This window comes from Paenibacillus sp. BGI2013, from assembly GCF_002843485.1.
Taxonomy (GTDB): domain Bacteria; phylum Bacillota; class Bacilli; order Paenibacillales; family Paenibacillaceae; genus Paenibacillus; species Paenibacillus amylolyticus.
Genome location: NZ_PJFA01000012.1, coordinates 13,286 through 35,691, shown reverse-complemented (window position 1 = coordinate 35,691; position 22,406 = coordinate 13,286). Strand labels below are relative to the sequence as shown.

Genomic DNA, 22,406 nt, shown 5'->3' with positions numbered 1-22,406 from the left:
AAAACCGCCACAGGATTCGCTCCTGTGGCGGTTTTCTTCATGCTTCTATCATCAGAACTGACTCAACCCGTCAGCTCACTGCACTATTGAATCGGTTTGACCATATGATTATACTCATGTCCTGCGATGACAATTACATCGTCTTTGACATATCCCTGCCGTTCGTACAGCATTAGCGCACGGCCGTTGTCCCGTTCTACAATCAGGGATACCTGCGAGTGACCCAGATCTCTGCCCTGCTGCTCAAAAGCAGCCATCAGTGCCCGGCCGATACCCTGCCCCTGATATGCTTCACTTACCGAGAGAGTATCCAGATAATACTCCCCCGGACGGGTCTCTTTGACCAATGCATACTTCTCATCCCGGCTTCGTCCAGGTCGATCCAGAATCAGCTGGTCCAGACGATCTGCTTCTCCGCCATCATAGGCCACCAGAATCCCCGCGATCAGCCCATCCTGCTCCATCACTGTCACATGACGATAGCTAATCCGGTTGTTTTCCTGTACATAGAACTCCTGCAAAATCTGCATCGCCTTCTCATGATCCGCCTCACCCGCAAGCGCGTATGCAATGTCTCCTATCGCCTGATACAGCAAAGGAACAACCTGATCAGCATCTTCTATGCGTGCAGGTCTGATCAGAGGAGATGTTTCGTGGTGATCTGACGGCATACTGAAATGTTTCATCAGATTAACATGTTGAACAGATTTAGATTTTTGTTCAGTTCGGTATAGGCGATACCTTTGCGGTTCATGCGTTCAATTAGCGGGTGGTAATCTTCCTTGTACATCAGCTCGATGCCCACCAAGGCAGGGCCATTTTCCTTATCATGCTTTTTCGTATATTCAAACCGGGTGATATCATCATTTTTCCCTAGAACTTCCTCCAGGAATTCACGTAAAGCTCCTGCACGCTGCGGGAAATTCACCATGAAATAATACTTCAGACCTTCATAGATCAGGGAACGTTCCTTGATCTCCTGCATCCGGTCGATATCGTTGTTCCCGCCACTAATAACACAGACCACCGTCTTGCCCACGATTTGCTCACGATATTGCTCAAGCGCCGCAACAGCCAAGGAACCGGCAGGCTCGACAACGATCGCATTTTCATTATATAGTTCCAGAATAGTTGTGCAGGCTTTGCCTTCCGACACTTTCACAATGTCATCAAGTATACTATTGCAGATATCAAAGGTGAGATCGCCAACACGTTTCACCGCTGCGCCATCCACGAATTTATCAATATCATCCAACGTCACAACCTGTTTGCGGAACATCGCCTCACTCATGGAAGCTGCCCCAAGTGGCTCAACTCCAATGATGCGTGTCTCTGGACTCACGGTCTTCATGTAGGTTCCCACGCCGGCTGCCAGCCCTCCGCCACCAATCGTCACGAATACATAGTCGGCATTCTCATCGAGACTTTCCATGATTTCCATCGCTACCGTACCATTACCTGCAATAATCTTCGGTTGATCAAAAGGATGGATGAACGTCATGCCCTGTTCGTCACATGCACGCATTGCTTCTGCGTATGCATCGTCATACGTATCCCCGATCAGCACCACTTCAACGTTGTTTCCACCAAAGCGACGCACCTGCTTCACCTTCTGGTTCGGCGTTGTACTCGGCATGAAGATTTTGCCGTTAATTCCAAGGGCATTACAGCTAAAAGCAACACCCTGAGCATGGTTGCCCGCACTTGCACAGACAATACCCTTCTCCATCTCGGCTGGTGTCAGACTGCGAATCATATTATAGGCGCCCCGAATTTTGAACGAACGCACCACTTGAAGGTCTTCCCTTTTCAGATACACATTACAGTTATATTTGGCCGACAATACAGCATCCCGCTGTAACGGCGTTCTTACAATGACCTCACGCAACACATGATGTGCGCGTACGATATCTTCCATGCCAACACTGGCACGACCGGGACTTGTGGTTCCCGTTGGTTCTTGTTCAACTGGTTTCATGTTGTCTCCACACTCCGCTTTTATGGTCTATATAAGTTGAACTAAAGTTTATTTACACTGACACTACAATGACAGAATAACCCTCCAATCGCTGTTATCCCCAGATTTTTTCGATTCCCTTTTCTCAAGGGAAAAATCCGGTGATAGCGTATGCTTCCGATGCAGCTTTCTTTCAGAAAGCTTTTAGGCGAACGCTTCGCTTTTTCAGGTTCTTTCTGTCCTCTCCGTTATCGTGTAAATCATTAATTCAACTTATCTAGCAATGTCGCGCACTGCTTTTCTTTGTATTGTATCACTTTTGTTCTGTTCTTGCGCCTGAGCTCTCATCATTTATCATTCGTAAAATCTCATCAATAATGACCTGAGGGTCTGTATACATAACCATATGTCCCGATTGATCGGCCCCAATCCATCTCGCATTGGATAGCTGGCTCACCGTCTGGCGATGCGCCGTGATGAGGGCAGGTCTGATTTTCCCCTCTCCCTTGCCCGGGTTCGTACCCGAGATCACGCTAACTTCCATATTACCCAGAGCCGGAGGATGTTCCAGGAGCCCTGCCATGTCATCCAGAAATGTTTTGCCTTCTGCAAGCATCGTGCTGGCTGCCCGTACAGTGAAATCCTCCTTGAGGTGATCCGCTGCCACATCGTCAGGCTGAACACTTCCAGCTTTGCTGCCAAGTATCTTATATAAGCCAGTCCGCGCCATGATTGGAATAATGAGTCCATTGATGGCAAAGCTCTTTCTAGTAAGCTTGGAAAAATACATTTCGCAATGCTCGTCTGATGGATCTACCAGAATAATGCCACGTAATCGAGATAGATGTGCAGCTGCCGCAGCCCGTACAATCGGACCGCCCCAGCTATGTCCAACCAGAATGAATGGGCCCGGGCCCAGAGCTGTCAGCAGTTCTCCAAGATCCCCTGCAATGCGTTCAAGGCTGCGGGGAGCCGAGTCGACATCACTTCGTCCCGCCCCTGCCCTGTCATACACAACTGCACGTGCATGCTCAGCAATGGCTGGTGCAACCAGTCCCCAGTTTGATCTGGAGGCGCCCATACCGGACTCAAATACAACCGTCAGTTCTCCTGTTCCCCTGGACATATAATGTAGTTTGCGACCATCGCGGGTCTGAACAAACGCACTTGAACCGAATGTATGTAAGCTAGGGTTAGGATTCATATTCCCCTCCTGATTACGTGCATAATCATCTATCACCGAATCTAATTGAAAATGATTATCAATTACTTCATTATAGATTAATCCATCCTTTACGACAACCATGTTGCTTCAGCAAGTTAGAGCAGTCCTGTCACCTCTGTCACGTTGCTAGAGTCATCCTCCCTCCCACCGTCCCGTTAACCCTCCTTTTTCCTTATGCAAAAAGAAAACCCGATCCATGATCGGATCGGGTAACTGTCCTAGCCACTATGCGGCTGGCCCTCATGCACATTCTTATGGCTTCGTGCGCAGTTCCTGCACGTATCGCATAATCGTAATCGCTTAATCCAAGGATGGACGAATACTCGGTTTAAGAGCACAGCCCCTTATCCCCTAATACCATGATCCTTGTTGTTCAGCTGCTCCAGAAGTTCATTCATCGCTTCTTCCGTCATGGCCCCACCGCTAAACGCAACTAGTGCTCGCAGCGGCATATATTTCATCATCGCATCCATCATATCTGCATGATCCCCGGCATCATCACCGCCGAACCCACTGGCTTCCTGGAATTGTTGCAAAGCCTGGTCCAGTAGCTGTTTATGGGCCGGATCACGCTGGATATCACCCAATGTACTATTACGCGTATAGGTTGGAAGGAATGTCGCTGTAGACTCTACGTTCACACGTGTGTGCACATGAATGTCCCGTGAGGAACTGCCTACCTGAATCTCGAACTCTCCGGTCTCCACATGCCAGTCCTTCATATCCACGTTGTAATAGGCGAATGAACGTTTGTTTAGTGCAAAGCTCACCACTTCGGATTCTCCAGGTTCCAGAGTCACTTTGGCAAAAGCTTTCAGTTCTTTGACCGGACGAATAACCGTGCTCTCTACGTCGCTGACATACAGCTGCACAATTTCCTTGCCTGCTCGGTCTCCGGTATTGGTAACCCGAACATGCACATTCACTTCATCCTGATCCGTCAGTTCTGTGCGATCTACCTTCAGATCAGCATATTCAAATGTCGTGTAACTCAGTCCATAGCCAAACGGGAACAGTGGCTCCAGCTCTTTTTTATCATAATAGCGATAACCAACAAAGATACCCTCCCGGTAATCGACACGATCCCCTTCACCAGGGAAATTCAAATAAGATGGATTGTGGCTGAGCTTGGCAGGGAACGTCTCCGCCAGTTTACCGGATGGATTTACCTCTCCATACAACAGATCAGCTATCGCTCCACCAACGGCCTGTCCACCAAGATAAGCTTCGAGCACGGCTTGTACTTGAGGTAGCCAAGGCATCTCCACTGGAGATCCGTTGCTCAGTACAACGACGACACGTGATTGAACCTTAGCAATCTCTTCGATTAACCGAATATGATTGTCAGGTAGACGCAGATGGGCACGATCATACCCTTCGGATTCATAACGATCCGGCAATCCAACGAACACCACGGCGGTATCCGCTGACTGTGCGGCCCGAACAGCCTCATGCATTAACGTTTCATCCACATCATCCGCTTCAATCCGATAACCCGGAGCATACGAGAAGGTTACACCTTCGCCAGCTACCTGCGTCATCTCTTCCACAATATCATCCACTTTGGTCGGATTAATGTGGGAACTGCCGCCGCCCTGGAAGCGAGGTTTACCCGCAAATGCCCCGATTAATGCCACTTCGCCTTCACGCCCAAGCGGCAGGATACTCACTTCATTTTTCAGCAAAACCATACTCTCGGCTGCCACCTTACGCGCAAGTTGGTGATGCTCTTCCTTGTTATATGTAGCCCCATCTTGCTTTTGATCAACAGCATTAAAGATCAGCTTGAGTAGACGTTCCACCGCCCGATCCAGCTTGTCCAGCGGCAATTGTCCGCTCTCTACGGCATCGATCACTTTACGCTCACCGATTCCACCGCTTGTTGGCATCTCCAGTTCCAGTCCTGCTGCAAGGGCGTCTGCACGTTCATTGACCGCACCCCAGTCTGATACTACAAGACCTTCGTGTCCCCATTCGTCTTTCAGGATATCCGTAAGCAACCATTCATTCTCACCTGCATACGTACCGTTCACCTTATTGTAAGAACACATCACCGTCCACGGCTGTCCATCCTTCACCGCACCTTCGAAGCTCGCCAGATAGATTTCATGCAGTGTCCGTTCATCCACCACCGCATCAATCGACATGCGCCGTTCTTCCTGATTATTAACTGCAAAGTGTTTGAGAGACGTACCCACACCCTGGCTCTGCACACCCTGAATATGACCGGTAGCCATCTGCGTAGATAACAACGGATCTTCGGAAAAGTATTCAAAATTACGTCCACCCAATGGGGAACGTTTAATATTTACACCCGGTCCAAGTAATACCGCTACATCCTCGGCCTGACATTCCTCTCCCAAAGCCACCCCGACCTGACGCGCCAGCTCCTTGTCCCATGAACTAGCCAATCCTGCCGCAGACGGGAAACAGGTTGCAGGCACACTCGACGTTAGTCCAAGATGATCCGCACTCCCATCCTGCTTGCGTAGTCCGTGAGGTCCGTCCGTCACCATGATGGATGGAATGCCAAGACGCTCCACCCCTTTCAGATGCCAAAAGTCCAGTCCCGAGCACATGCCCGCTTTTTCTTCCAGTGTCATCCGCTGTACCAGTTCCTTGATGTTACGTTCCACATTAACCCCTCCAGTTCATGATGTTGATACATAGCTATATCACTAAGCATACAAGGTTATCTACCACACATTCAAATGTTTACCCGATTAGTAACGGTTACATAACACCAGTCATTCCGATTATAGGTCTATATTACTGATAACTCAGACGACTAATACTTTAAGACTATTAAAATCATTGTCATACCATGTCTAAAGTAATATAATTACAATGAAATCATATATTTACTTTAGGAGGAAGAAATTGTGAAGAAAAAGTTTATTATTGCGTTATCTAGCTTTACACTTCTTGGAGGTATGGCTATCGGCGCCGGAGCTGCACCAATCTTGGAGAAAATCACGGCCAATCTGAATTGGGGAATCAATTACAACATTTCAGGTAAAGCATGGAGCCCAGTAGATCAAAATGGTAAGAAATTAGCTGCAATTACATATAACAGCACGACATACCTACCTGTTCGTTCAGTAGGCGAAGCACTTGGAGTAGCGGTAGATTATAACGGCAGTAGCCAAACTCTTATGCTTGGTGAGAAACTAGATAGGACACCTATAACATCTGAGAAAATTGTAACTGAATATAGTTCCTATGTTACGAAGGATAAACAATTCACTGTTCAACAAGGGAAAGATTATCTCTCTGGAGTTGTTATAAAGGAAATTAATAGTGCTGATAAAGGCTTCAATATTTCTACCGAAGGAAAATATCAAAAACTTGAAGTTTCTGTATTCCCAGTTGATGTAAAGACAGATATTAGTGTTAGAATTTTAGATGGAGATGTGTTGCTTAAAGAGATTATTATTGGTACATCTGATAAAATTCAAACTGCTTCATTCGACATTGGAGCAGCTAAAAAGCTGACTGTCGAAGCTGAAACTCTCAACATAACCGGTTCTGAAAGTTCTATTTTTGTTACTGGTAATCTAAATTAGAAATAAAATTTCAAATCTAGAAAAAAAACGTTACTCAAATGAGTAACGTTTTTTTCTTATAGAGACATTAAAATAATTTATCATTTGAATAGAGGATGTCTATCCACCCAATTTACGCCTGAGTCTTAAACCAAGCTGCCGCAGCTTCTGCCTCAGTACGAGTCAACTGATGACCCTGACGCTCCCAATGCGTGTTTACATCGGCACCTGCACCGCTCAGCAACGAAGCAAGTTCCTCCGTTTCACGTTTGGGTACAATCGGATCGTTCTCGCCCGCACCAATGAACACAGGCAGACCTTTCAGATCCGGCAGTTCGAGTCCGCGCAGCGGTACCATCGGGTGATGCAGAATTGCACCTTTGAATACATCTGCTTGATGGAAGATCAAGCTTGCCGCAATGTTGGCACCGTTAGAGTACCCCAGTGCATACACGCTGGACCGATCAAAACCGTATTCCACCGCAGCTGCATCGACAAAAGATCCCAGCTCTGCCGTACGAGCAATCAGATCTTCTTCATCAAAAATGCCTTCGGCCAGGCGGCGGAAGAAACGGGGCATCCCGTTCTCCGATACATTACCCCGCACCCCAAGTATGCCAGCTCCTGGTGCGATCATCTCCGCCAGACCGATCAGATCATTCTCGGTTCCGCCTGTGCCATGAAGCAACAGGATTGTTGGCGCATCCGGCTGAGCACCTGCTTTATAGATATGTTTCATTGTATTGGTTGTGGTCATGATTTGGACTCTCCTTTCCATTCACGTACTTCAATTCGTGGCAACAATTGTTCAATCTGCTCACGCTGTGGTTCATACCATTCAGGCAACATCAGTTTCTCACCCATGCTCTCTGCTGGTTCATCCCGTGCAAATCCCGGAGGATCCGTAGCCAGTTCGAACAGTATACCACCCGGCTCCCGGAAATACACAGCGTTGAAGTATTGACGGTCAATGACTGGCGTTGGATGATATCCGGATTGTTCAAGATCCTGCTGAATTTGTTCATGTTCCACGTAATCTTTGGCACGCCATGCAATATGGTGAACCGTTCCGGCTCCACCAATCCCGCGTTGGATACCTGTGGACTGAATATCGATGATCTGACCAATATCGCCGCTTGCCTGAAGACGAAGAAGTCCGTTCTCTTCACCGACTTGCTCCAGACCCAGTTTGCTCACCAAGACGTCCATGGTTTTCTCAGGAACGTGGCTGAACAATACGGCTCCGCCAAATCCTTTGATGGCATGCTCCGGTGTCACACCGTTGAAACTCCAGTTGCTTGGCTGACCGCCTTCACGCTCAACCAGTTCAAGCAACAGACCGCCTTTGTCGAAGAAACGAATGTACTGCTCACCAAATCTGGTTTTATTTTCATATGGAATATCGAAGGAAGCAAGACGTTCTTTCCAGAAAGGCAGGCTTCCTTCAGGAACCGCATATACGGTAACTCCAGTCTGACCTGACCCAATGACACCTCTTCTTGAATTCTGCTGTGGGAAAAAGGTAATGATTGTGCCCGGTGCACCCTGCTCATTCCCGTAATACAAGTGATACACGTCCGGTGCATCAAAGTTTATTGTTTTTTTCACCAGTCTGAGCGCCAACACAGCTGCATAAAAATCAACGTTTTTCTGCGCATCGTCAACAAAAGCTGTAATATGATGAATTCCTGAAGTTCTGAACATAATCTCCACTCCCTTGGTTTTAGTTGTATCATAGGTTGTTTTTGCTTCTTTTATTTATTGCTTTTCGTTATTTATCTTTAAATTAAGATTCTTTAAATTTATATTAATCCATTGGACCTCAATATGCAAGCTTTTATTTTAAAATTAAGATTTAATACAAAAAGCAGGCCCCGATACACTCCGGGAACCTGCTTAGCGTTATAACGATAACGATTGATTAGGTTGCTTCTTATTCCTGTATTACTTTTGTATTACTGCTTCTTAAACCAGTTTCATTCTTTTTGGTGGATTCACCAAATCTTTATGCTCGTATTCATCCTTGATATCTCCGACAATCTCTTCAAGGATATCCTCCATCGTAACCATACCTACCGTAGCACCTGCCTCGTTTTTCACGGTTGCAATGTGTACACGGCTTTGCTGCATCTGGATCAGTACATCTTTGATTGGAGAACGCTCGGAGAAACTCGGCGTATTGTGAACAAATGTCTCCATATTGAAATCTCTGCCCGCAGCTACACTCGTCAGCATTTCTTTTGTATTAATAAAGCCAACAAAATGAGCCTGATCCCCATTTGCAATAACAGGGTATCGCGTGTATTCATGTCGATTTAGCGTTTCAATGATCTGATCAATCGGCATTTCCTTATTCAGAGTAACAATTTTATCTCTTGGAATCATAATCTCCTGAAGCAGACGCTCATCAAAAGCAAAAATGTTTTTGAGATAGTCCAGCTCCGTCTGGTTGATCTCGCCACTCTCGTAGCTCTGTGCCATAATCAGCTTCAGCTCTTCTTCGGAGTGAACGGTATCATGCCCGGCAGGTTTTACACCAAATATGCCAAGCAACAGACGAGCAGCTCCATTCAGCGCGTAGATGAATGGATTCATGAGTTTACCGAACCAGTACAGTGGTGGTGCCAGCAACAGCGTCATTCTCTCTGCAAACTGAATCGCCAGTGTTTTCGGTGCCAATTCACCAATAACCACGTGCAGGAACGTAATGATCGCCAGAGCAATACCATAGGAAAGCACGGTAGACAACGCCGCCGGCACTTCCATGCGCTCAAACAGCGGATGCAGCATTTTCTCAACGGTAGGTTCACCCAAGGCTCCCAATACCAGCGCCGTGATGGTAATCCCCAATTGACATGCCGACAGATAATAATCCAGGTTGTGCGCCACTTTTTTGGCCAGTACTGCCTTTTTGTTGCCTTCCGAGATCAATTGATCGATTCGGGACATCCGTACTTTAAGAATTGCAAATTCGGCTCCAACGAAAAAGGCTGTCAGACCTATAAATACGGCTACTAAAAATAAATTCAAGGCTATTATTCCGTCCAATGATTTCCCTCGGGTTGAGGGATTCACCTCCAAATAAAATTTATATTAAGGTTGCACAGACCACTCCGATGACAAAATAACCTTCCGACCGCTGTTATCACCAGATTTTTTTATTCCTTATATAAAAGGGGAAAATCCGGTGATAAAGGCGGACGCTTCGCTTCTTCAGTCTATTCTGTCCTCTCCGTTATCGCAAAAATATTTAAATTTTTAAAAGATTTCCGGACAAGATCACGCCAGATCGCTTGTAGCTTCCTCAACCTGTGCGCCGCTCACTCGTTCCAGAAGAACTTGTTTGATGTGATAGTTTTCGGTATCAACAACGGTCCAGACATAATCACCGTGTTCTACCGTGTCTCCTTTTTCCACACCTACACCCTTCTGGTACTGAATCCATCCGGCAACGGTGTCCATCTCTTCATTACCTTCAAAGCTAAGTCCGAACTGTCGCTCCACTTCATCCAAAAGTACCCGGCCATTAATGAGATATTGATTCTCTCCGGTTTCCTGGATATCAGCCACCTCATCGGCATCGAATTCATCGCGAATCTCACCGACAAGTTCCTCCAGGATATCCTCCATCGTAATGATACCCGAGGTACCCCCATATTCATCCACGACCACGGCCATGTGTACACGTTCCTGCTGCATTTTAATCATTGCATCCTGGATACTTGTAACTTCGGAAACAAATGGGATCTCACGAACGAACTCGCTTAGTTGATACGATCTTGCGGCTACCATGTCAGGCAAAATCTTTTTCACATTCACAACGCCGATAATGCGGTCCTTGTCCCCATCCTCGATGACAGGGTAACGTGAGTAGTTATGTTCATCCAATATAGGAATAATATCGTCATAGGTCATATCCTGATCTAATGTCACCAGTTCTGTACGAGGTACCATGATGTCTTTGGCATCACGTTCATCGAACACAAATACATTTTCCAGATATGAAAGCTTGGTCTTGTTGTTCTCGTCACCTTCATAACTCTGGTTCATGATGATTTTGATCTCATCCTCCGAGTAGGCTTGATCATGTTTGGCAGGCTTCACACCGAATCCTCGCAGAAGAACACGTGATGTTCCATTAAGCGCCCAGATGAACGGATACATGATTTTACCAAACCAGTATAGCGATGGGGCGAGCATTAATGTCAGTTTTTCTGAAAATTGAATCGCCAACGTTTTCGGTGCCATCTCACCAACAACCACGTGCAAGAACGTGACGAGGATAAAGGCGATCGCATAGGAAGCAATCGACGAGATTGAAGCAGGTACATCTAAATAATTGAATACCGGATATAACAATCTCTCAACCGTCGGTTTTCCGAGCGCTCCCAGTCCCAGTGCAGTGACCGTAATACCGAGCTGACAGGCTGACAGATAATAATCCAGGTCCGAGACAACTTTTTTAGCCAATACGGCCTTTTTATTGCCCTCCGCGACCAGTTGATCCACTCTTGATGTACGAATTTTGACTACAGCGAACTCCGATGCTACGAAAAATGCAGTCAATGCAATCAAGATAATAAGTAAAGCGATATTCAATATGGTAATTATGTCCAATGATTTCCCCGGTTCTCAGGGATTCACCTCCAGAGATAGTTACAGCGTGATCCGTTAACTGTGTTAACCATTCATCAACTGTTAGTCTTTCAACACGACGTCTGCCTTATATAAAATTGATTTCAATGATATCTTTTGTATAAGTCTTACGTTTGACCTTGTAAAATTACAAAACAGGAATTCAAGATGAAGTCAATGACTTGCAGAAACTTCTTCATTCAAATCGGGTTACCCCTCATGCTGTCAATTGTTCCTCGCTTAACTCCACCTAGATTCGCCATTTGGACAATTTACAATATCGCCTACCCAATAGATATCCACCTCCCCTCGTACTCATTCCTGTTTCCGAAAAGTATACCATGTTTCCCGCTCAACCATCCAGTTGCACGTTATGGTTTGCCACAAGCTTACAGTATAATGTTCACAAATTAGTCTCTATGTATGTTACGTACTTTATATAATATGATTGATATTACCTCATAATGTGATATTGTTCACATGTTTAGTATAGTCCAATTTATAAAAATACTACCCCTTACTTTAGGGCATTAAACATGCCGGATCTCCCTGATTTAATCCCGTTTTGAATCTTCCCCATATTCTTTCCCGTATAAAACAAGTCCGGCCGTATGCACAAGATACATCTATATACGTAGCAAAGAGCCCGCAAGATGCAAATACCTTTCCGGTATACATCTTTACGGGCTCTTATACTCATTCTATACGAGTGCTTTTGCAGCAATATCTGTCCGCTGATGTTTACCATCAAAATGGATACGCTCCGCCTGTTGATAAGCTTTGTTTCTAGCTTCGGCAATATCCGCACCAAGGCCAACTACACCCAGGATCCGTCCACCATTCGTAACCCAGTCTCCTGCTTCACTACGTGCTGTACCTGCGTGGAATACCACGGCATCTTGCACTTGATCCAGTCCTTCAATGACTACGCCTTTGGCATAAGGACCCGGATAACCTCCTGAAGCAAGTACCACACATACAGCAGCTTCATCACTCCATTCAATCTCAATATCAGCCAGCTTGCCATGGACGGTTGCCCAGAAGATATCAAACAAGTCACTCTTCAGGCGTGGCAATACGACCTGTGTTTCCGGGTCACCAAAACGTGCGTTGAACTCAATCGTTTTGGGCTTACCATCTGGTGAAATCATCAGCCCGGCAAACAATACACCCCGGAATGGGCGTCCCTCGGACACCATCGCTTTGGCAGTTGGTTTGATGATCGTCTCCACGGCTTCTTCAATAATGGATGCAGGAATGTGTGGCAAAGGTGAATATGTACCCATACCGCCTGTGTTTGGCCCCTGATCATTATCGAATACAGGTTTGTGATCCTGTGCTGCCGCCATTGGACGAACCGTCTCCCCATCGACAAAAGCCAGAATCGACATTTCCTGTCCTGCGAGGAATTCCTCGATGATTACTTTGGCTCCCGCTTCACCAAATACCTTCTCCACCATGATGCTACGCAGAGCCTGATCAGCCTCTTCACGCGAATAAGCTACGGTCACACCTTTGCCCGCTGCCAGTCCATCTGCCTTGATGACAACCGGAATTGCTTGCTCATTCAGGTATGCTTGAGCTTGTTCGTAGTTGTCGAATTTTTCATAGGCTGCGGTTGGAATGTTGTATTTGTGCAGCAGGTCCTTCATGAACGTTTTACTTCCTTCGATCTCTGCTGCATTACGACGGGGTCCGAATACCGGAATACCTGTCGAATCAAATGCATCCACAATCCCATCCGCAAGCGGATCATCCGGACCAATAACCACCAGACCTACTTTAAGCTCTACAGCAAGAGCCGTTAGTTTATCGAATTCATTTACCGCAATGGCATGACACTCAGCCAGCTGAGCAATGCCTGCATTTCCCGGTGCACAGTGAATCTTGTCTACCTTTGGACTCTTCGCCAGTGCCCAGATGATTGCATGTTCCCGGCCACCGCCGCCTACTACCAGAATATCCATCCGTTCTGTCCCCCTTCGTGCATAACTGAATTTGTTACGCTAATGCGTGTTAAAAAAACCTAAAAAAGAGGGGGTGTACCATAAGTCATAAGTATGACTGGCGACACCCCTATTTAAACCTTTTTCGTTCTAGTGTTTGAAGTGACGAACGCCTGTGAAGACCATGGCAATTCCGTATTCATTGGCTACTTTGATGGATTCTTCATCTTTGATCGAACCACCAGGTTGGATCACTGCTGTAATTCCCGCTTTTGCTGCCAGTTCCAACGTATCACCCATTGGGAAGAACGCATCGGATGCCAGGATAGCACCTTTTGCTTGCTCGCCCGCTTGCTCAATCGCAATTTTGGCTGCACCCACACGATTCATTTGTCCAGCGCCCACACCTACCGTCATGTCATTGGCAGCAAGTACAATCGCGTTGGATTTCACGTGTTTAACTACTTTCCAGCCAAACAACAGCTGTTTCAGTTCTTCTTCCGATGGCGCACGATCGGTTACAACATTCAACTCGCTCGCTTCGATGGAGTGTACATCGGACTGTTGCACGATCATGCCACCGTCGATAGACGTTACCACGAATTGGCTCTCCCGTTTACGAGCAGCATTCAGTTCGCCCGTTTTGAGCAAACGAATGTTTTTCTTTTTCGTCAGGATATCGAGAGCCTCTTGTGTAAAATCAGGAGCAAGTACGATTTCCAGGAAAATCTCGCTCAACTTGCCCGCTGTATCGCTGTCGATAATACGGTTCGCTGCCACAATGCCACCAAAGATAGACGTTGGATCTGCAGCATATGCCTTGCTGTAAGCTTCATAGATACTTGCGCCAATGCCCACGCCGCATGGGTTCATATGTTTAACCGCGACAACGGCTGGTTCTTCAAATTCTTTGACGATCTGCAATGCTGCGTTCGCATCGTTGATGTTATTATAAGACAACTCTTTGCCATGCAATTGCTCGGCTGTTGTCAACGTATCTTGTGCAGCCAGCGGTTTGCGGTAGAATGCCGCCTGCTGATGTGGATTTTCGCCGTAACGCAAATCCTGGAGTTTTTCGTAAGTAACCGTCAGACGCTCTGGCAGTGGATCGCCATTTACGTTGGACAGGTAGTCGGAGATGAGTGCATCGTAAGCCGCCGTATGACGGAACACTTTTGCCGCAAGCCGTTTGCGAGTTTCGAGAGTGGTATCTCCATCGTTGCGCACTTCCTCCAGCACTTGGCTGTAATCAGATGCGTCTACAACGACACTGACAAAGGCATGGTTTTTGGCTGCCGAGCGAAGCATCGTTGGACCACCAATATCGATGTTCTCGATGGCATCTTCGTATGCCACGTCCGGTTTCGCAATAGTCTCTTGGAATGGATACAGGTTCACGACAACCAGATCGATATAGCCGAGACCGAGTTCTTCCATCTGGCGTGTGTGCTCTTCGTTATCACGCACAGCCAACAACCCACTATGAACTGCCGGATGCAATGTTTTGACACGTCCGTCCATGATTTCCGGGAATCCGGTCACATCCGAAATTCCGATGACAGGTACGCCTTCCTTCGACAACAGGCTACTTGTACCTCCTGTCGAAATAATCTCCACACCCATTTGCGACAGCTCGCGGCAAAAGTCCACGATGCCCGTTTTATCCGATACGCTAACCAGCGCTCTTTTGATACTCACAATATGCTCCTCCTTTAATGTCCCATGGCTTCGCGTTTCCTGACGAAACACAGCCGATTTATTTCCCGAGAAATATCACAAAATGCGTACCAATATTCGACTTCTGTTATACAGTTGATAAATGGATTTTCACACTAAAACACTACGAGTCCAGAATAATCTTTCGATCGCTGTTATTCCTAGATTTTTTCGAACAATTTCTCAATGGTAAAAATCCAGTAATAAAGGCGAGCGCTTTGCTTCTCCAGCTTATTTCTGTCCTCTTCGTTAATGTGTGAAACAGTTTAAAACTATATTAAACCGGTTTGTTAACAGTCACGTGACGTCCGTCTAATTGAACCAGACCTTGCGCGAACCAGGAAACCACTTCAGGGTATAACTGCTGTTCAGCTGCATGAATGGAACGGCTGATTGACTCAGGCGTATCCTCTGGCAAAATGGGAACCGGATGCTGGGCAATAATCGGTCCGGTATCCATGCCTCCGTCCACAAAGTGCACGGTCACACCCGTAACTTTCACACCGTATTCCAATGCCTGTCCAATCGCATCCTTACCTGCAAATGCCGGTAGCAAGGACGGATGAATGTTAATCAACCGCCCTGCGTAACGATCCACCACAACGGAAGTCAGCAATCTCATATATCCGGCAAGAACGACCAGGTCGATCTTTTTGGATTCAAGCACTTCCACGATCTCTGACTCATAGGCTTCACGGGAAGCATAATTTTTCGGAGTAAACAGATGACATTCCACGCCTGCGTCCTGTGCCCGCTGCACAACACGTGCAGATGGTTTATCACACACGAGCAGATCAACGGATGCATTCAGCCCACCATTCCGTACTGCATCGACCAATGACTGAAAGTTAGTCCCTTCACCCGAGGCAAATACAGCTATGCGGTAGTTCGCCATTAAACATCCGCTCCCGTGAAGGTTACTCGCGCATCTCCTTCAGTAACACGGCCAATGATGTACGCTTCTTCGCCAGATGCTTTCAGTTGTTGCAGCGCTTCCGATGCATCTGCTTCATTAACGACCAGTACAAGACCGACACCCATGTTAAATGTGGTGAACATGTCACGGTTCGAGACAGCACCCTTTTCCTGTAACAGGTTGAAGATTGGCAGGATCGGCCAAGATCCGTAGTCAATATCCACATTCACGTTGCTAGGCAACATACGTGGGATATTCTCGATGAAGCCGCCACCTGTAATGTGTGCCATGCCTTTTACTTTGACCTTTTCCAGCAGGGACAACAGAGGTTTAACATAGATCTTTGTAGGTTCCAGCAGAGAATCACCCAGCTTACCGCCCAGTTCCGCTACTTCATCATGCAGATCAAGACCCGCATCTTCCAACAAAAGTCTGCGTACCAGCGAGAATCCGTTACTATGCACACCGCTGGAAGCCAGGCCAATCACTGTGTCGCCAGGAGCAATGGTTGTGCCGTTGATAATCTTTGCTTTGTCCACGATGCCTACCGTGAATCCGGCAATATCATATTCGCCTTCACTGTACATGCCCGGCATTTCCGCCGTCTCGCCACCGATCAGCGCACAGCCCGACTGATGACAGCCTTCAGCGATTCCCGCAACAATAGCTTCAATCTTCTCAGGAATGACTTTGTCACATGCCAGATAGTCAAGGAAGAAGAGTGGTTCTGCACCCTGTACCACAATGTCGTTCACACACATCGCTACCGCGTCAATTCCGATGGTATCGTGACGGTCCATGGCAAATGCAATTTTCAGCTTGGTGCCTACGCCGTCTGTACCGGATACAAGCACAGGCTCATCGTATTTATCTTTGTTCAAACCGAACAGGGCGCCAAAGCCTCCCAGATCTGTCATCACTTCCGGACGGAAGGTACGCTTCACGTGTTTTTTCATCCGTTCAACCGCTTCATTACCTGCCGCGATATCAACGCCGGCCTTTTTATATGCTTCAGACAAGTGGAATCATCTCCTTTTTTTTCGCCCCACCTAAATCCTCCCGCCCGGGAGGACCCCATAGGACCTTGGCAGGCCCTCTGGACACCCGCCAAAAAAGCGGTGCAGAGGTGGCTGGTGTGATCTTGCTATGGTTGGTTCGTGCGTGATCTCACGGGATTGTTCGCCGATTCCGTTGGCTGCAAGCCATCGGTCGGCGAACCCCGCTCAGCTACGCTGCGGGCAAGCCCGCTGGGCAGCTGCTTCGCTCGGCTGCCTGGCCCCTGTTGCTCCGCAAAGCGGGGCTTAAGGTCTCGGGCTAGGCCCGGGGGGGCAGCTGCTTCGCTCGGCTGCCTAGCCCCTGTTGCTCCGCAAGGCGGGGCTTAAGGGCTCGGGCTAGGCCCGGGGGCAGCTGCTTCGCCTGGCTGCCTGGCCCCTGTTGCTCCGCAAGGCGGGGCTAAGGGCTCGGGCTACGCCCGGGGGCAGCTGCTTCGCCTGGTTGCCTGAGCCCCTGTTGCTCCGCAAGGCGGGGCTAAGGGCTCGGGCTACGCCCGGGGGCAGCTGCTTCGCCTGGCTGCCTGGCCCCTGTTGCTCCGCAAGGCGGGGCTTAAGGGCTAACAGCTGCAGCCGAATTTTTCCTCGCCGCCAAAATCGAGGCGGGTTGGGTAATCATGATCAAAACATGCGAGACATAGTCCGCCTTTAGGATCATCCTGATTATCTCCCTGAATCGATGCAATCAGTCCATCGGGACTGAGGAACTCCAGGGAGTCCGCATTAATTTCACGGCAAATTTCTTCCACCGACAACTGTGAAGCAATTAATTCACGGCTGTCAGGCGTATCAATGCCATAGAAACACGGGTTTTTAAACGGCGGTGATGTAATCCGTACATGTACTTCCGTTGCTCCTGCATCACGCAGCATGTTCACGATCCGTCGGGAAGTTGTTCCCCGTACGATGGAGTCGTCAATCATAACCACACGTTTGCCTTCCACGACACGACGCACAGCGCTCAGCTTCATCTTCACGCCCTGCTCCCGCAATTCTTGGCTTGGCTGGATAAACGTACGTCCGGTGTATTTATTCTTGATCATACCCATCTCATACGGAATACCTGTCTGTTCAGCATATCCAATGGCCGCCGAGATGCTGGAATCTGGTACCCCCGTAACCAAGTCCGCATCCACAAACGACTCAATCGCCATCCGGCTTCCCATCCGTTTACGGGCCGCATGCTGGTTCGTACCATTCATATCACTATCCGGACGAGCAAAATAAATATATTCCATCGCGCATAATGCCTTGCGGTGTTTGTGATGATCAAAGCGATCCTCGTGCAGACCATCTGCATCCAGCACAAGCAGTTCACCCGGTTCAATGTCACGGATTAACTCTGCGCCAATTGTTTCCAGTGCACATGTCTCAGATGCAAACAAATACGCATCTCCCAGCTTACCCATCGTCAGCGGACGAAGTCCGTGCGGATCGGAAGCAACCAGCAACTTGTCGTTGGTCATGATCAGAAATGCATAACCACCCACAATGCGCTGGAATGCCTCTTTTGCAGCTTCCACAAGCCCTTTGGAGGATCGTGCAATTAGATGCGCAATGACTTCAGTATCACTCGTTGTTTGGAAAATGGAACCGCTCTGCTCCAGCTCGCGCCGGATCGTTGGTGCATTCACAATGTTTCCGTTGGTCGCTACCGCCAAATCGCCATCACGGTATTTGAATACCAGAGGCTGTGCGTTCGTCAATTTACTGTCACCACTTGTTGAATAACGGACATGTCCAATGGAAATATCCCCGGTCAACGTCTGCATCAGGTCTTTGGTGAACACTTCCTTCACCAGACCCATGCCGCGATGATAATTAAACTGGCTGCCATCACTCACACACATGCCTGCACTTTCTTCGCCCCGATGTTGCAGCGCATGCAGTCCATAATAGGAGAGCGAAGCCGCGTCAGGGTGTCTGAACACCCCGAACACGCCGCATTCTTCCTTCAATTTGTCGAGTCCTTCCTTGCCGGACCCTTCATTATAATAATCGCCTGTCCACAACGGTCCTGTCGTCAGTTCATGAGACATGGAATCGCATCCTCCCAGACCTGAGCCAAACCTCCTACAGGTTCGCTCACGGCTGATGTTCCGTTCAATTCAATCGTCAGGTTACTTCCTTCTACACGTCCAATCACAGCTACAGGTACACCACGCTCACGTACAAATGCTTCAAGTTTACCCGCTTGCTCTGGCGTAGCCGACAACAAGATACGGGATTGGCTCTCACTGAATAGGGCGTGATCTGCACGCAATGCAGTCTCGACATTCACCTGTGCTCCTACGTTACCACTGATGCAAGACTCTGCGAGTGCAACAGCCAAGCCGCCTTCAGACAAGTCATGTGCCGAACGAACGAGTCCAGATTGGATCGCTTCCAGCACCGTGCTGAGCAGCGCTTTTTCCGTTTGCAAATTCAGTTCTGGTGGACGACCTTCCGTCTGACCATGAACCGCGTATTGCAGCTCGCTGCCACCCAGTTCAGCTTTTGTTTCACCCAGGAGGATGATAACATCACCTTCGGACTTGAATGCTTGTGTCGTGATATGATCCGTATCATGAACGAGACCTACCATACCGACAACTGGCGTTGGATAGATGGAGCCTTTGGCGTTTTCATTATACAAACTTACGTTACCACCGATGACCGGCGTATCCAGCACACGGCAAGCTTCCGCCATACCGTCTACCGCTTTCTCCATTTGCCAGAAAATATCCGGTTTCTCCGGATTACCGAAGTTCAGGTTGTCAGTAATCGCCAGTGGCTCAGCACCGGAACATACAATGTTACGCGCTGCTTCACTTACGGCAATCCGTCCGCCAACTTCAGGATCAAGGTACACATAACGTCCATTACAGTCCGTTGTCATTGCGAGACCTTTGCGTGTGCCACGAATCGTAACTACAGCCGCATCCGAACCCGGACGAACGGCAGTGCTTGTACGCACCATGTAGTCATATTGATCATACACCCATTTTTTACTAGCTACTGTTGGTGAAGCCAATACTTGTTTCAACGCTCCGCCGAGATCCGACACTTCGTCGTAACGAAGCGTGTCGATGGAAGCACTTTGCTCGTAGTATGCAGGTACAGAAGAAGGTTTGTCATACACTGGACATTCGTCAACCAGTGCCGTTACTGGCATATCTCCGACCACTTCGCCGTGGTGGATCAATTTCAGACGACCGTCATCCGTTACTTTACCAACTTTGGCACAGATTACGCCCCAACGTTCAAAGATTTCCATCGCCTGCGCCTCGTCCTTCGGCTCAACAACGAACAACATCCGTTCTTGGGACTCAGACAACATCATCTCGTAAGGTGTCATGCCTTCTTCACGCTGTGGTACCTGATCCAGATACAGTTCCAGACCGTTACCCGCTTTACTTGCCATCTCTGCACTCGAACATGTCAGACCAGCGGCACCCATATCTTGAATTCCCAGCACGATTCCCGTGTCGATCAATTCCAGACAAGATTCCATCACCAGTTTCTCCATAAACGGGTCACCGACCTGAACGGCTGTCCGTTGGGACTCGGATTCTTCCGTCAATTCAACCGATGCAAAGGTTGCTCCATGAATTCCATCACGGCCTGTTGGCGGACCAACATAATACACAGGGTTACCTACACCTTTAGCTACGCCGCGCTGAATCTTGTCATGATCAATCAGACCCACACACATGGCGTTAACCAGCGGATTGCCTTCATAACTCTCATCAAACATCACTTCGCCACCAACGGTAGGAATACCGATACAGTTACCGTATCCAGCAATACCTGCTACCACATGTTCGAACAAATATTTAACTCGATCGCTCTCCAGCTTGCCAAAACGAAGGGAGTTCAGTATTGCTACCGGTCTTGCACCCATGGAAAAAATATCACGGATAATGCCGCCCACACCTGTTGCCGCACCTTGATAAGGCTCAACCGCGGAAGGATGGTTATGGCTTTCAATTTTGAATACAACGGCCTGATTATCACCGATATCCACGATACCGGCACCTTCACCAGGTCCCATCAGGACACGTGGTCCAGTCGTTGGGAAACGGCGCAGCAATGGCTTGGAGTTTTTATAAGCACAATGCTCGGACCACATTACACTGAACACACCAATTTCCGTGTAGTTTGGCTTACGCCCCATGAACTCACAGATCAGCTCATACTCGCTGTCAGATACGCCCATTTGTGCGTAAAGTTTATGTTCTGCGACCTGTTCTGCTGTTGGTTCCTTAGCGGATAGCTGCTGCGTCATGCCGATCCCTCCATGCTTTCAAAATAGATGTAAACATACGTTTGCCGTCTTCCGAACCAAACAGTGAATCCACTGCACGCTCTGGATGCGGCATCATGCCGACCACGTTTCCAGCCTCGTTACATACTCCTGCAATATCACCCAAGGAACCGTTCGGGTTGGTACCATACGTAAATACGATCTGGTTGTTCGCTTGCAGACTCGCGAGCGTCTCCTCGTCGCAATAATAGTTGCCTTCACCGTGAGCAATCGGGATGATAATCTCCTCGCCGGGTGCATAGTCACGTGTAAATGGTGTATCTGCGTTCGCCACTTTCAATACCGTATCGTGACAACGGAATTTCAGGGAAGTGTTGCGGATCAATGCGCCTGGAAGCAATCCCGCTTCCGTCAGGATCTGGAATCCGTTGCAAATACCCAAAATATATTTACCTTGTTCAGCAGCTTTCGCTACCTCGTTCATTACCGGTGCAAAGCGGGAAATCGCTCCGCAACGCAAGTAGTCACCATAAGAGAAACCACCCGGAACTAAAATACAATCATAAGCCGAAAGATCTGTAGCCGTGTGCCATACATAATCAACCTCTTGTCCAATGGCATCTTCCACTGCCTTGTAACAGTCGATGTCGCAGTTGGAGCCAGGGAACACAAGAACTGCAAATTTCATGAGATTAACCCTCCAATTCGTAGCGGTAATCTTCAACAACGGTGTTGGCCAGCAGCTTTTCACACATGACTTTCAAACGTTTCTCCGCTTCCGCACGATCTGTTGTATCCAGGTTCAGTTCCATGACTTTACCGATCCGTACACTTTCCACTTCGTTGAATCCCATTGAATGCAGGGCTCCTTGAACAGCTACGCCTTGCGGGTCGAGTACGCTTTGCTTAATAGTGACATATACGGTTGCTTTGATCATGATCCTTATGTTCCTCCTCAGTAATGAACGGGATAAATGCTTTACGCTGTTAAAAAAGTTACTTTTGGTGCTTGCTCCGGGGCGGATTGTTCTTTCCGGTCGCTTGTTGTCCCCAGGTTTTTTGGATTGTTTTGGCCCGCTCTGCGGTCAAAACCCGGGGACAAAGGCGAACGCTATCGCTCCTTTAAGAACAATTCCGCCCCTCCGCTAGTCCATGCGACGTTTTTTAAAGG

At 48.0% G+C, this 22,406-nt stretch carries 17 protein-coding genes; 1 reads left to right on the top strand and 16 read right to left on the bottom strand.

The window, feature by feature from the left end:
• Positions 1 to 83: 83 nt before the first annotated feature.
• The 4 genes from CXK86_RS24290 to CXK86_RS24275 all read right to left on the bottom strand — a co-directional run bounded on the left by CXK86_RS24290 (position 84) and on the right by CXK86_RS24275 (position 5,818).
• A complete protein-coding gene (locus tag CXK86_RS24290) occupies positions 84 to 686 on the bottom strand; it encodes a GNAT family N-acetyltransferase (protein ID WP_243391227.1) in 603 nt (200 codons plus the stop codon).
• Positions 686 to 1,978 (bottom strand): threonine ammonia-lyase IlvA, encoded by a 1,293-nt coding sequence (gene ilvA / locus CXK86_RS24285; protein WP_076253828.1) that lies wholly within the window; start codon positions 1,976 to 1,978, stop codon positions 686 to 688. Before ilvA ends, CXK86_RS24290 begins: the two co-directional genes overlap by 1 nt.
• 292 nt (positions 1,979 to 2,270) lie before the next feature.
• The gene (locus CXK86_RS24280) at positions 2,271 to 3,161 is read right to left on the bottom strand and encodes an alpha/beta fold hydrolase (protein WP_076253855.1); all 891 of its coding nucleotides are present in this window, start codon (positions 3,159 to 3,161) and stop codon (positions 2,271 to 2,273) included.
• A gap of 365 nt (positions 3,162 to 3,526) precedes the next feature.
• Positions 3,527 to 5,818: a beta-glucosidase family protein gene (locus tag CXK86_RS24275; RefSeq protein ID WP_101314740.1), complete on the bottom strand. Its 2,292-nt coding sequence runs from the start codon at positions 5,816 to 5,818 to the stop codon at positions 3,527 to 3,529.
• Positions 5,819 to 6,064: 246 nt separating this feature from the next.
• Here CXK86_RS24275 and CXK86_RS24270 point away from each other — a divergent pair, with 246 nt between their 5' ends.
• Entirely contained in the window at positions 6,065 to 6,748 is a 684-nt protein-coding gene (locus tag CXK86_RS24270; protein ID WP_101314739.1) for a stalk domain-containing protein, read from the top strand.
• Positions 6,749 to 6,860: 112 nt separating this feature from the next.
• On the opposite strand, the gene CXK86_RS24265 is transcribed toward CXK86_RS24270, so the two are convergent.
• The 12 genes from CXK86_RS24265 to purS form a co-directional block, all read right to left on the bottom strand.
• On the bottom strand, positions 6,861 to 7,466 hold the full coding sequence (locus tag CXK86_RS24265; RefSeq protein ID WP_076253856.1) for an alpha/beta hydrolase: 606 nt from the start codon (positions 7,464 to 7,466) through the stop codon (positions 6,861 to 6,863).
• A 14-nt stretch (positions 7,467 to 7,480) separates the two neighbouring features.
• The gene (locus CXK86_RS24260; RefSeq protein ID WP_373888077.1) at positions 7,481 to 8,431 is read right to left on the bottom strand and encodes a ring-cleaving dioxygenase; all 951 of its coding nucleotides are present in this window, start codon (positions 8,429 to 8,431) and stop codon (positions 7,481 to 7,483) included.
• Positions 8,432 to 8,692: 261 nt separating this feature from the next.
• Positions 8,693 to 9,775 carry a hemolysin family protein gene (locus tag CXK86_RS24255; RefSeq protein ID WP_101314738.1) on the bottom strand — a complete coding sequence of 361 codons (1,083 nt, stop codon included), beginning with the start codon at positions 9,773 to 9,775 and terminating at the stop codon, positions 8,693 to 8,695.
• 231 nt (positions 9,776 to 10,006) lie between these two features.
• A complete protein-coding gene (locus CXK86_RS24250; protein WP_036606064.1) occupies positions 10,007 to 11,344 on the bottom strand; it encodes a hemolysin family protein in 1,338 nt (445 codons plus the stop codon).
• A 719-nt stretch (positions 11,345 to 12,063) separates the two neighbouring features.
• Positions 12,064 to 13,329, bottom strand: coding sequence for a phosphoribosylamine--glycine ligase (purD, locus tag CXK86_RS24245; protein WP_101314737.1), 1,266 nt, complete (start codon positions 13,327 to 13,329; stop codon positions 12,064 to 12,066).
• Between the two features lie 129 nt (positions 13,330 to 13,458).
• Positions 13,459 to 15,006, bottom strand: coding sequence for a bifunctional phosphoribosylaminoimidazolecarboxamide formyltransferase/IMP cyclohydrolase (gene purH, locus CXK86_RS24240; RefSeq protein WP_091019800.1), 1,548 nt, complete (start codon positions 15,004 to 15,006; stop codon positions 13,459 to 13,461).
• 295 nt (positions 15,007 to 15,301) lie between these two features.
• Positions 15,302 to 15,919 (bottom strand): phosphoribosylglycinamide formyltransferase, encoded by a 618-nt coding sequence (gene purN, locus CXK86_RS24235; protein WP_036606067.1) that lies wholly within the window; start codon positions 15,917 to 15,919, stop codon positions 15,302 to 15,304.
• A complete protein-coding gene (purM, locus tag CXK86_RS24230; protein WP_101314736.1) occupies positions 15,919 to 16,959 on the bottom strand; it encodes a phosphoribosylformylglycinamidine cyclo-ligase in 1,041 nt (346 codons plus the stop codon). Before purM ends, purN begins: the two co-directional genes overlap by 1 nt.
• A 590-nt stretch (positions 16,960 to 17,549) precedes the next feature.
• Complete coding sequence (gene purF / locus CXK86_RS24225; RefSeq protein ID WP_036606069.1) at positions 17,550 to 19,028, bottom strand: amidophosphoribosyltransferase; 1,479 nt, start codon at positions 19,026 to 19,028, stop codon at positions 17,550 to 17,552.
• Complete coding sequence (purL, locus tag CXK86_RS24220; RefSeq protein ID WP_100526311.1) at positions 19,013 to 21,256, bottom strand: phosphoribosylformylglycinamidine synthase subunit PurL; 2,244 nt, start codon at positions 21,254 to 21,256, stop codon at positions 19,013 to 19,015. Before purL ends, purF begins: the two co-directional genes overlap by 16 nt.
• The gene (gene purQ / locus CXK86_RS24215; RefSeq protein WP_036606071.1) at positions 21,234 to 21,923 is read right to left on the bottom strand and encodes a phosphoribosylformylglycinamidine synthase subunit PurQ; all 690 of its coding nucleotides are present in this window, start codon (positions 21,921 to 21,923) and stop codon (positions 21,234 to 21,236) included. Before purQ ends, purL begins: the two co-directional genes overlap by 23 nt.
• A gap of 4 nt (positions 21,924 to 21,927) precedes the next feature.
• Positions 21,928 to 22,173 (bottom strand): phosphoribosylformylglycinamidine synthase subunit PurS, encoded by a 246-nt coding sequence (gene purS, locus CXK86_RS24210; RefSeq protein WP_017690695.1) that lies wholly within the window; start codon positions 22,171 to 22,173, stop codon positions 21,928 to 21,930.
• Positions 22,174 to 22,406: the final 233 nt, after the last annotated feature.